Annotated in this window: 9 protein-coding genes; 4 read left to right on the top strand and 5 right to left on the bottom strand. The window is 40.3% G+C overall.

The features are described from left to right. Positions 1-422: 422 nt before the first annotated feature. Entirely contained in the window at positions 423-2,333 is a 1,911-nt protein-coding gene (gene shc, locus ACE1AT_RS15925) for a squalene--hopene cyclase (protein ID WP_374869964.1), read from the top strand. A gap of 283 nt (positions 2,334-2,616) precedes the next feature. Then, positions 2,617-3,438 (top strand): squalene/phytoene synthase family protein, encoded by an 822-nt coding sequence (locus ACE1AT_RS15920; protein WP_374869962.1) that lies wholly within the window; start codon positions 2,617-2,619, stop codon positions 3,436-3,438. 139 nt (positions 3,439-3,577) lie between these two features. On the opposite strand, the gene ACE1AT_RS15915 is transcribed toward ACE1AT_RS15920, so the two are convergent. The 4 genes from ACE1AT_RS15915 to speD all read right to left on the bottom strand — a co-directional run bounded on the left by ACE1AT_RS15915 (position 3,578) and on the right by speD (position 8,385). Beyond that, on the bottom strand, positions 3,578-4,435 hold the full coding sequence (locus tag ACE1AT_RS15915; protein ID WP_374869960.1) for a hypothetical protein: 858 nt from the start codon (positions 4,433-4,435) through the stop codon (positions 3,578-3,580). A gap of 509 nt (positions 4,436-4,944) precedes the next feature. Further along, a complete protein-coding gene (locus tag ACE1AT_RS15910) occupies positions 4,945-5,928 on the bottom strand; it encodes an RNA polymerase sigma factor, RpoD/SigA family (protein WP_374869958.1) in 984 nt (327 codons plus the stop codon). Positions 5,929-6,965: 1,037 nt separating this feature from the next. After that, entirely contained in the window at positions 6,966-7,919 is a 954-nt protein-coding gene (locus ACE1AT_RS15905; protein WP_374869956.1) for a fused MFS/spermidine synthase, read from the bottom strand. Positions 7,920-7,944: 25 nt separating this feature from the next. Further along, a complete protein-coding gene (gene speD, locus ACE1AT_RS15900; RefSeq protein ID WP_016863460.1) occupies positions 7,945-8,385 on the bottom strand; it encodes an adenosylmethionine decarboxylase in 441 nt (146 codons plus the stop codon). A 145-nt stretch (positions 8,386-8,530) separates the two neighbouring features. On the opposite strand from speD, the gene ACE1AT_RS15895 reads away from it, so the two are divergent. Beyond that, on the top strand, positions 8,531-8,680 hold the full coding sequence (locus ACE1AT_RS15895; protein WP_374869954.1) for a hypothetical protein: 150 nt from the start codon (positions 8,531-8,533) through the stop codon (positions 8,678-8,680). Positions 8,681-8,742: 62 nt separating this feature from the next. After that, complete coding sequence (locus ACE1AT_RS15890; protein WP_374869952.1) at positions 8,743-9,381, top strand: Uma2 family endonuclease; 639 nt, start codon at positions 8,743-8,745, stop codon at positions 9,379-9,381. A gap of 159 nt (positions 9,382-9,540) precedes the next feature. Here the strand turns inward: ACE1AT_RS15890 and ACE1AT_RS15885 are convergent, their stop codons facing one another. Further along, positions 9,541-11,661 carry a protein kinase gene (locus ACE1AT_RS15885; RefSeq protein WP_374869950.1) on the bottom strand — a complete coding sequence of 707 codons (2,121 nt, stop codon included), beginning with the start codon at positions 11,659-11,661 and terminating at the stop codon, positions 9,541-9,543. Between the last annotated feature and the right edge of the window lie 40 nt (positions 11,662-11,701).

Here is an 11,701-nt window from a genome sequence, read left to right as displayed (position 1 = left end):
AGGGTGTGTTAGGACGAGAATCCGTAACACACCCTACGATTTTTGGTAATTAGATTCATAACTGAATATTTTGCACCAGACAAAGGTCAGTAGCCACTAAACTGCAAGTAACTGAATTAGACCCGCAAGTATTAAAATCGGGTCAAGCATTTCAATCATTTACAAACAACCTCTAAGACCGTAATATGTTGATGGCAAATTTTAATGATAAATTTTTTACTTTTAAATTGAGTCTTTACCAATGATAAAAATGACCATATTTACTTGGTGATTTATTTACCATCAATCTACTGAAAAGTATAAATAGTGGTTTGTTTGATTAATTTTGATCAGTTTGTAGTCGGGACTTTAGTCCTCATCTAAGCACGCTTGGTGCTTACTACGAACTCCTCTTTTTTTTAGTGTAGTGTGAGAAGTGTTTCATGCAAATTCAAGACAGAGTGACCGCATCAAAACTACCAGATGCGATCGCTGCTAGCCAGAACTATTTACTTTCGATTCAAAACCCTCAAGGTTATTGGTGGGCTGAGTTAGAATCTAACGTCACCATTACTGCGGAGGTTGTTCTCCTTCATAAAATTTGGGGAACAGATAAATCTCGACCCCTGCACAAAGTAGAAACATATCTGCGTTCTCAACAACGACAACATGGTGGCTGGGAGCTTTTTTACGATGATGGCGGAGAACTAAGTACATCGGTAGAAGCTTACATGGCATTGAGGCTCTTGGGTGTACCTCCAACCGACCCAGCCATGATCAAAGCCAGAAAGTTTATTCTAGAGCGAGGCGGCATTAGTCGGACTCGTATTTTTACAAAGTTACATCTAGCGCTGATTGGTTGCTATAGCTGGCAGGGTATTCCTTCGTTACCACCCTGGGTAATGTTGCTGAGTAAGAATTTTTTCTTCAACATCTACGAAATGTCCAGTTGGGCAAGATCAAGCACTGTACCATTGCTGATTGTGTGCGATCGCAAACCAGTTTTTCAAGTTGATCCAGCTTTCAACCTAAATGAGTTATATGCAGAAGGCATAGAAAAAGTCAAGTATGAATTACCCCGTAATGGTAACTGGGGAGATATATTTCTTACCCTTGACTCTGGTTTAAAACTGGCTGAAAACTTGAATTTAGTTCCTTTTCGTGCCAAAGGTATCAAAGCTGCTGAAAAATGGATATTAGAGCGCCAAGAAGCCACAGGTGACTGGGGTGGTATTATTCCTGCTATGCTCAATTCACTGCTAGCTTTGCGCTGTTTAGATTACAACCCAGCCGATCCAATTGTGGAGCGAGGATTACAAGCTGTCGATAACTTTGCCATTGAAACACCGGACACCTACCGAGTCCAGCCTTGTGTTTCCCCAGTTTGGGATACAGCTTGGGCAATTAGAGGACTTGTTGATTCTGGTTTATCACCAAATCATCCTGCTTTAGTGCAAGCGGGTGAATGGTTATTAAGTAAGCAAATTCTTGACTACGGTGATTGGACTGTAAAAAATCGCCAAGGTAAACCAGGTGCATGGGCATTTGAATTTGACAATCGCTTTTACCCTGATGTAGATGATACGGCTGTCGTAGTCATGGCGCTAAATCAGGTCGAACTTCCGAACGAAAAACTCAAATATCAAGCTATGGTTCGGGCTGTAGATTGGGTGGCGTCGATGCAGTGTAAAGCTGGTGGTTGGGCTGCTTTTGATCTAGACAATGATCAAGATTGGCTAAATCAAGTTCCTTACGGTGACTTGAAAGCGATGATCGACCCCAACACAGCGGATGTCACCGCCAGAGTATTAGAAATGTTGGGCAGCTGTCAGCTATCAATTGACACATATAATCAACAACGTGCCATTAAATATCTCTTAAATGAGCAAGAGTCAGAAGGCTGTTGGTTTGGTCGTTGGGGAGTTAATTATATTTACGGTACAAGTGGTGTCTTGGCTGCTTTATCTTTGGTTGCTCCTCAAATTCACCGCCACAGCATAGAACAGGGTGCAGCTTGGTTAGTTAGTTGTCAAAACTCAGATGGTGGTTGGGGTGAGACTTGTCGTAGTTACGATGATCCGAGTCTGAAGGGGAAAGGACGCAGCACTGCATCTCAGACAGCTTGGGCTTTAATTGGATTGATGGCAGCAGGTAGAGCAACTGGCAATTTTGCCAAACCAGCAATTGAGCAGGGAATTGACTATTTACTCGTAACTCAACTGCCCAATGGTAGTTGGGATGAAGCCGATTTTACAGGTACTGGCTTCCCTAGTCATTTTTATCTCAAGTATCACCTCTATCAACAATATTTTCCTTTAATAGCTCTGGGTCAATATCAAAAATTATTTGCTTGACTTATTGGAAATAAAGCGTTTGGATGACAATTATTCGATTTAATGAAACAATTGTCTTCCAAATGCCACGCTATGGAAGCTTCTATGGCGTAAATGCCTGCTATTAATTTCAATCAAAACTTTTTTGTTTTAATGGTGAACAAAAAATTACACAATTTTAACCAACTTTTCAAAATAAACAGTTGCAAATAAAGTTATTAAGTTGTTAGTGAAAAAGATTCAGTCAAATCATCAAAAATTTCAACCTTTTAGTATGGTCAAACACGATCACAGGTATGCGGAAATGGATTTAATGACAGAGGCTTTGGAGATTTTAAAACAAACAAGTCGGACGTTTTATATTCCAATTAGCCGTTTGCCACGAGGATTACAAGAAGCAGTAGCATCAGCATATCTGTGTATGCGAGCCATTGATGAAATTGAAGACCATCCAGAACTCGATAACCAGACCAAAGCAGAGATTTTGCGGTCAATTAGCTTAACATTACAAGCAGCGGTTGATGGTTTTGCGATCGATGCTTTCTCTGGGGGATTTAGTTCTCACGAGAAATTATTAGCAGAAGTCAGCGTTAGAATTAGGGAATGGGCGCTACTCGCACCTGAGACTATCGCTCCACGAATTTGGGATGCAACTGGAGCGATGGCAGACAGGATGGCATATTGGGCAGAAAGAAATTGGAAAATTCATACAGAGTCTGATTTAGACCGCTATACTTTTGGGGTTGCTGGTGCAGTTGGCTTGTTACTTTCTGATTTGTGGACTTGGTATGATGGCACACAGACCAATCGTACTTATGCTGTGGGATTTGGTAGAGGTCTACAAGCAGTTAACATTCTCCGTAACCATAAAGAAGATTTAGCCCGTGACGTTAATTTTTTCCCCAGCGGTTGGAGTGCAGAAAACATGCAAGTATACGCTCGTCGCAATCTAGTCTTAGCAGAAGCCTATACCAAAGCTCTTAGTGTTGGTCCAACTTTAGACTTTTGCCAAATTCCCCTCAGTTTGGCTTATGGGACTCTCAATGCGATCGCTGATGGTAGAGAAAAACTCAGTCGTAGTGATGTAATGGCACTTCTTGAGCAGGTAAATAATCTCAGCAAATAGAAATGGTGATTCAATAAATTATGAATTATGAATTATGAAAATTTCAGGATTCATATTCATAATTTTTGTATAAATTTTTCCAGCATTTGAGTATTCACGTCTAGCTAGAGGTTCACAATATGCAATACTAATAGCTTTATTAATTAGTTTTACACGTCTTTAAAATTTGGCGATCGCTACCAGTGATTGAGTTCACTTGATAGTAATCTTGCAATTCCACCGAATGACCGTAAATATCAGGTTCTTCGTCACTTCTTTGAGGTAAACCATTCCTATTCGCAATTTCGGATGGACTAATTTCTCCAACATAACCTTTAACAGTCATCGCCAATTCTCCAGAGGAATTAAGCGTTCCATTGAAACAACTATACTCAGAACTAGGCATATACAAAGCACCAATTATTTTATTCCGGCGCTTTTCAAATACGATATACCCTTGTCCTAACTGTCCTGGTTTGGGTGACTGTCCGTAAAGATAAACACCATCTTGTTTCGGAAATTTGGATTTTGAGGAAACTTGTGTTGTTTTTGTGGATGCTTTAGTTCCGCTTTGTTGAAGATTTTTCGTCGTATCTACTACTGCGATTTTGTTGCTTAAGGATGTTCCTGCTTCTGAGTTAGGACGATTATTTCCTTGTAACCATGTGTAAGTTTGTGCTGGATTCTCAAGCAATTGTGTAGATGCTGTTTTATTTTCTAGTTTATTTTCTACATCCAGTTGATTTGGTGTAGAACTTGATGCTACAAGCGCTCTCCGTAAACGTATTTCTTTCTCAGTAGGAGTTGATTTTAAAGAAACAGTAGGCTTGCGTTGTAACCAATTATAAGTAGTGGTTGGATTACCAAATTCCTGACTTGTAGGCACATGTAATCTAGCGAGTTGGTTACTTAACACAGGTTTGCTCCTCTCGCCAACAACACCAAGAATAAGTAGTAATCCAATTAAGGGAAGTCTATACTGACGGGGCGGAAGGAATTTGTTCATGTGTTCAAGCACCCTATTTCTCCTGTAATAAAAAATACTTATTTGGGCTTTTGGTTCAAATTTAACTAAGTATTAAAGGGGCAAAACTCCATCAAAGGGTTGATTTATATTGTCCGATAAAAACTCTGTCAACAAATAAATTTTTTCTTTAATTTTGAACTGATCTTTGATCCTAGACTACCATTTGTTGAGCTATTGCAGTTTCTCCTAATAGACTAATTCAATAGTATGATTGTCAGAGAAAATTAAAATACTTATAAATTTTGTAATTTTTCAAACAAAAGACGCTTTTGCTGGAAGAAAACCTCAATTTTGTACATCTATATGCAAATACAAAATAAAATCTTTCGATTCCGGATTTTGACAATTAATAGTTAGAGACGCGATGTTCCTCGCGTCTGTACAGTGATCAGTTATCAGTTTTGAAATTTGTATGTTTACTGATGACTGATGAGTGATAACTGAAAAAAATCGCCCCCTGAGTTCAGGAGGCGCGTCGCCGATAGTGCTAAACCAATCATTTAACTAGCAATGTACTCTTTAACATTGGCGCGGCGACGACGCAAATGAGCCAGAGCTTGATGCTCTAATTGGCGGACGCGCTCACGACTAAGATTCAAGCGTTCACCGACTTTAGCCAAAGACATTTCATTCCCATCTTCCAAACCAAAGCGTAAGGCTAATACTTCTCGCTGTTGGGGGGTGAGTTCTGCAAGCAGGTTATTCAAATCTTGACGCAAGAATTCCTGAGTCGTGTAATACTCTGGTGACTGGCCTTCATCTTCGAGCATTTCTTGCAGTTCTGTATCTTGGTTATCGCCTACTTTGACATCCAAAGAGACTGGCTGGCGGGCCATGTTTAGATACTCGCGAATTTGAGCGGGTTCTAATTCCAGTTCTTGAGCAATTTCCGCAGGAGATGGCGATCGCCCTAATTTTTGAGCGAGTTCTCGCTGAACTTTTTTGATTTTGTTCAGCTTTTCGGTAATGTGGATGGGTAAGCGAATAGTACGGCCTTGTTGGGCGATCGCACGGGTGATTGCTTGACGAATCCACCAGTAGGCGTAGGTTGAGAATTTATAACCTCGTGTGGGGTCAAATTTCTCTACACCACGCTCTAATCCTAGTGTTCCTTCTTGAATCAAATCCAGAAACTCCATGTTGCGTTTCTGGTACTTTTTAGCGATCGCCACAACCAAGCGTAAATTCGCTTCGATCATCTTCTGTTTTGCGCGCTTACCTTGCTGGACGGTCTGCTTCACTTCCGATTCGGTTTTTTTCACGTGGACAGCCCATTCTTCCAGGCTAGGTTCGCGGCGCAATTTCTTCACCAAAGCTTCTTTAGCATCCAGCAATGTCATCATTTGCTGTACCTGCTTCCCATAAACAATTTCTTGTTCGCGGGTTAGCAATGGCACACGACCAATTTCGCGCAAATAGGTTCGCACCATATCAGCCGTGAATTTGGCATTGGTGTTTTCTTGTTCAGCATTAACAGTGGGCATTGGTGCGTTTTCCTCTACTCCAAACACAAAAGAATACTTATACTTAATAGTTCTGGCTAATTAGAAAAGATTGTGCATATATCAGTAGACGTTAGGAGATATTGGGAAACTACTACAAAAGGTTGATTTTTTTTTAGTTTTTAGAACCTGTCAAGACGGTTAATTCCTTAGATGGGTTCCCCTACTATCTCTAGATTTTCAGACCTCTACAAACACAAGTTCTCTATCTTCAAGAATTCTTCTTTTCTTTAAGTCGCCGACAACGACACTCACAATACGAAGTCAGTATGAGTTCTATTTACTTAATATTAGGACAAATTTACCTGAGAGTAAAGAGGTCTAGATAAAGCTTTTCATTATAATCTAAAAAAGTGCATTTGCCAAAAAAGTATCTAATAGCCGAAAATCCTTTGCAACACTTAACTACATATATAGTGACGCTAAAAACCTTGTTTGGTGTTGCCGCTAGTAGCCGGATAACCGAACTAAGTTAGTGTGTATTATTGGGGGATGTTACGAAACATAAATTTTTGGCTATTTAAGAGGACACAGCCAAAGTTTTTCTCCAAAAATCATAAGCATATATACTTAAATCAATTAATGATTACCTTCAAGATTTTCCTTGGTAGTGCGTCCCATCTTCTATTATCAACTCAATGTTCAATTCAAGTTCCGTGAGGAATAGCACCATCAGACTAAAAACCATAAAGACGTCATAGACGTTTACATTGTTGAAGTAGTACTTTACCCAAATTTTCACACTCTTGCGCTTAAACCTCTATTTTTCCAACACAATTGCGGAGGTTCTTACAATAAATTATATTATAACGCATAATCAAGTTAGAAAAATAAAATATTTGTATGTGTTTTTATTTACCTGCTTTTTGATATTTATTATGTTTAATTAATAAATTAATAATTAGCTCAATTAGTTGTCAAATAAAAAAGGGGTGAGAGACATAGTCTACACCCCCAAATAATTGGGATTTAAGAATTTGAACTTCGCAACTAATTTCAGCAATTGCGAATTCCAGATTTTAATTCCGAACAGGAACCGCTGAACCTTGACCAAAAAATTTGGGAGGTTCAGCGAGAGTGTAAACTTGGGTTTCTGTGGCGATCGCCTTTCTCAAATGCAGTGGCAAATGCAGCATACCTAAAAGCGCTACACCATCAAACATGCGGAATCCACCACTAGTTTTTGCTTGCAACAGCAAATCTACCTTCTCTGGGTCAGGTTGGGTGTTGATCTCTAGCTGTGAAGCGAGGATAAAACCCCATGGTCTGCCATAAGTACAGGTATGGCTACTGTAGGACTGCACATTGGGAAAAACCGCATTCAGCGTTTTTGCCAACCGCGCATGGAGATTTAATTCCCCTGGTGACACCGGGCCTGCTTGCACTACAAAAAAACCATTTGGTGATAATACCCGACTGGTTTTTTCAAAGTATTCTTTGGTAAACAGTTGAAATGACGGCCCTGACTCAATTGGATCACTAAGGTCAGAGATAATTACATCCCATTTCTCATCTGTGGTATCCAAAAAGTCGAGTGCATCCGCGATTACCACATGTAGACGCGGATCATCAAAGGCGTTTTGATGCATTTCGCTCAGGTGTTGCTTGCAAGCTTCCACCACTTCGCCATCAATGTCAATCATCACGACTTTATCTACTGTCTGCCATCGCAAGACTTCTCTTGCTGTAGCTCCTTCGCCACCACCAAGAATTAGTACCTTACGTGGTGCGCCATGAAAAATCATTCCAGGGTGAACCAACGGCTCGTGGTATAAAAACTCATCACCAGTACAAGATTGCCACTTGCCATCCAGGACTAGGGCTTTACCGTAGGTTCCTGTTTCTACAATGTACATTTCTTGATATTCAGTTTTTTGGTAAGCAAGTACCGCAGTTACTCCATGAGCATAAATATCCCAAGGAGTGATGTACTCATTTACCCAAAAATCTGCACCGACTTCGCTACCTGGCATAAGATTATTCTCTCTACTTCCAATATCATGTATTCACCAGCAGAGTCTGTTCCAACTCTTTAATTGTTGGTTGAATACTTGGTGAAAACCTACCACGAGGAAGTGTCATGAGTACATGCTTAGTGGCTTGAAAAGCCTCTACAAGATATTCGCAAGCTTTCTCCGGTTTTGTATGTTGACCACAGGTAAACACATCTACTGCTATGTAGCCGTTTTCTGGCCAAGTATGAATCGATATGTGAGACTCGGCTAAAAGTGCCAATGCAGTTACTCCGTAGGGTTCAAATTGATATGATATCTCTTTGAGCAGAGTAGACTTTGCTGTCTTAGCAGCTGCTTGCAAAGCCTCTCTAATGAACCCGATGTCATTAAGTAAACTGATTGGACAGCCGTAAAGTTCCAGAATACAGTGTCTGCCAACAGGAACCGAAGATAATTCCTCGGGGAGGTAAGATTGCTTTTCCAATTCTTTCCACCTTATACAACAACTAACGAGAAATTAGCCTCCAAGATTGATTTTGCTACTTCTTGGAATTTAAATTTGCTGCAAGACTAGAGATTCTTATGCTTTTATGCACAGAACTATGATTATTACATAAATGTAGAAATAAATGCAGAAATTTTTAAGATTGCTACAGGGTAAGGGATTGGGGAGTGTGGGGAGTGTGGGGTGTGCTTGGAGTGTGGGAAGTGTGGGGGGACAAGGGAGACAAGGAGGACAAGGAAGAATTTATTCCGATGCCCAATGCCCAATGCAGTAAAGAGCATAAATTACAATTTAGATATAAATATAGCAGTAGAGAAATATACTCTCTGAAATTCTATGCTTTTAGAACTGCAACAAGTTATTGTCAAGCCAGGTCAACAAATGTTGCTCAAAGATATTAGTTGGCAGCAGTTAGAAAATATTTTAGAAGAATTAGGAGACAAGCGTGCAGCACGAATTGCTTATAGCAACGGTTGGTTAGAAATTATGGTTCCTTTGCCTGAACATGAGAAAGATAAAGAAATTATAGGAGATTTGGTAAAGATTCTTTTGGAAGAATTAGAAATTGATTTTGAGTCTTTAGGTTCAACAACTCTCAAGAATGAATTAATGAAGCAAGCTGTGGAACCAGATGCTTGTTTTTATATTAAAAATTGTGCTGCTGTGATTGGTAAAAAGCGCATAGATTTAAATATAGTTCCCCCACCAGATTTGGCAATAGAAATTGATATTACTTCCCGTACTTACTTTGATAACTATGAAATTTTGGGAGTTCCTGAACTTTGGCGATATACACAGCAGGGATTACAAATTAATCTACTGCAACAAGGAAAATATATAGAAGCTAATTTCAGTCCTAATTTTCCAGATATCCCCATTATTGAATTAGTTAATGAGTATGTCCAGCAAACTCTAAGTGTTGGTAGAAGTCAAGCAATTAGAGCTTTTAAAAATTGGATGAAAAGTAATTTGTAAGTAGCCATCCTGAACTGTATACACCACCATTGATGAAAATACCATTTCTTTTTTTTCAGAGAGTTTAATCGGTTAAACTAAGTAAAAAGAAGATGGATGCAATATTTATTTTAACTTTTAATTTTTAACTTTTGTCTTCTTCGATCATCTGCCTATTTTTTATGGTGTAGAAGTTGCTTCTGGTGTAGGTGTGACTATATCGCTTGGTGTGGGCGTAGGTTCAGATGTTGGGGTGTCGCTTGGTGTTGGTGATGGTATGGGAGTAGGATTTTCTACAGTTAAAGTTAGTTGATATGAAAGTGGCTGCGAACTGCGTGACACAATTACAAACTCGTAAAATCCGCTTTCTGGGAGTTTACCTGACCACGATCGCTTTTTAGAATCTTCCAAAAATACATACTTCCCAGTGGGCGAATAAATTGACCACACAATTTGCGAATTTGCTGCTAAATTCACCTCCATTAACTGATCTTGGCGCAGATCAGCAATGAAAACTTTACCTGCTGAACTTTGGAGATTACCGCTAACTGTTTTGCTAGTGGCGTTAGGATCAAAATTAATCTTCTGGAAAGCACTTCTAGCAATAATGGCGTTGAGCTTATCAGCAACGAAAGCGTGCCAAACTTGTCCAATGGGCTGATCGATATAATTTTTGCTTTCCTGTTCTGGAAATTGCTGAAAAAATGCTGCATCTCCTAAATCATATAAAGCCCGGCTTGATACATTTAGGTTATTCACTTCAACTTTCCAACGATCGCGATCGCTTCCTCCATAGGTACCTAATTTCTGTCTGCTTTCGGAACTCAACAATGTGAGCTTTTGCAATAACTGATCAGCAGTTTTGTCCCACTGCGCCCGTAATTGTTCATCTGTTGGTTCATTGGTGAGACTGCGACGTTGCAAACTAGGGTTGTTCTCCCAAAATATTTGATTTACCAAACTCACATAAAAGTTTTCATCAATACCTAAACGCTGACGGCGATCGCGTAATCTTTGTTTGCGCGATCGTTCTGCTGGGGAATATTGGGCGAGGGGATCAAGGGGTTGCTTAGTGGGGCTGAATGTTGGTGTTGGCTGTGGTTTGGTATCATCAAAACGCGATAAAAGCAAGCTGTTTGCTCCCCACACAGCGATGACAGCAGATGTTGTCAGTAATAAAAATACCAAGATGATTTTGTCTGGTGTCCACCAGGTGTGAGGAGTGTGGGAGGTGGGGGGAGTAGGGGAAGTAGGGGAAGTAGGGGAAACGGCTAGAGTTGCTGCGGTAGATGATTTTGGGATGCGGATGGGGGCTGGGGGTTGAGTTGGGGGATAATAGGACGGGGGTGGGTTGAGGACTTGCAGGACTTGCTGGGCGCTTTGATAGCGTTGTTGCGGAATCGGAGAAAGCATTTTATCTAACACTATTCCTAGTGTAGGACTGAGGCTTATTTCTCGTCGCCACTTCCAAGCAAGGGTGTTGTCATCGATTAGTTCAGATGGTTGTTTCCCTGTCAACAATACTAATGCTGTTGCTGCTAAAGCATACAGGTCGCTGTGAGGTTCTACCAATCCCGTTTGCATTTGTTCTGGGGGTGCATAACCAAATTTCCCCAGTAAGGTAGCTGGTGGTGTGACAGCACCTGTATTTGGTTGATAATATTGGGAAACGACAACTGCTGCTACTTGTTTGACACCGCCAAAATCTATCAGGACTGGTAGTTGGTCAATCCTGCGAAGCATTAAGTTATCGGGAGATATGTCGCGATGAATGACATTGAGAGAGTGTATATATCCTAGTACTGGTAAAATTTGTAGCAAAAGCTCAGTAACTTCTAACTCTGTGAAGCGTAAACCTTTTTGCAGACGCTGATCTAGTAACGAACTATAGGTTTGTCCTTCGACATAATCCTGCACTAAAAACAAGTACTCTTTGCCATTAAAATTACTGCGGAACAGTTCGCGAAAACGGGGAATTTGCGGATGCTGTAGCTGGTAGAGAACAGTCGCTTCTCTTTGAAATAATTCTTCTGCTTTTTTTAAAACATAAGCAGTTTGAACTTGGGGAGAAAATTCCTTTAAAACACAAAGTTCTCGAAAGCGGTTAATATCTTCAGCTAAATAAGTACGTCCAAACCCTCCTTGACCAAGTTGACGCACAATTAAATAGCGATCGCCCAAAGTTTGACCCGGTTGGATACCCTGATTAATTGCAGCATCCAGCTTTTCGCCGCAATGTAAACAAAAGCGACTAGCAGACGGGTTTTCATGTCCTTTGGAGCAATAAACGTTGATGGTCATTTGTCTAATTGTCATCGGAGATTGGGGAGCGGAGATCAGG

This window comes from Pelatocladus sp. BLCC-F211, assembly GCF_041928655.1.
In the GTDB taxonomy this organism is placed as follows: Bacteria; Cyanobacteriota; Cyanobacteriia; order Cyanobacteriales; family Nostocaceae; genus Pelatocladus.
The sequence above is the reverse complement of the archived record's forward strand: the minus strand, read 5'-3'. Positions and strand labels throughout refer to the sequence as shown.

Bases quoted from the DNA above. Each gene is read 5' to 3' on its own strand.
- ACE1AT_RS15890 (WP_374869952.1), top strand. From the start codon at position 8,743: ATGCTTTTAGAACTGCAACAAGTTATTGTCAAGCCAGGTCAACAAATG.
- ACE1AT_RS15895 (WP_374869954.1), top strand. From the start codon at position 8,531: ATGCAGAAATTTTTAAGATTGCTACAGGGTAAGGGATTGGGGAGTGTG.
- ACE1AT_RS15910 (WP_374869958.1), bottom strand. From the start codon at position 5,928: ATGCCCACTGTTAATGCTGAACAAGAAAACACCAATGCCAAATTCACG.
- ACE1AT_RS15920 (WP_374869962.1), top strand. From the start codon at position 2,617: ATGGATTTAATGACAGAGGCTTTGGAGATTTTAAAACAAACAAGTCGG.
- shc (WP_374869964.1), top strand. From the start codon at position 423: ATGCAAATTCAAGACAGAGTGACCGCATCAAAACTACCAGATGCGATC.
- ACE1AT_RS15885 (WP_374869950.1), bottom strand. From the start codon at position 11,661: ATGACCATCAACGTTTATTGCTCCAAAGGACATGAAAACCCGTCTGCT.
- ACE1AT_RS15905 (WP_374869956.1), bottom strand. From the start codon at position 7,919: ATGCCAGGTAGCGAAGTCGGTGCAGATTTTTGGGTAAATGAGTACATC.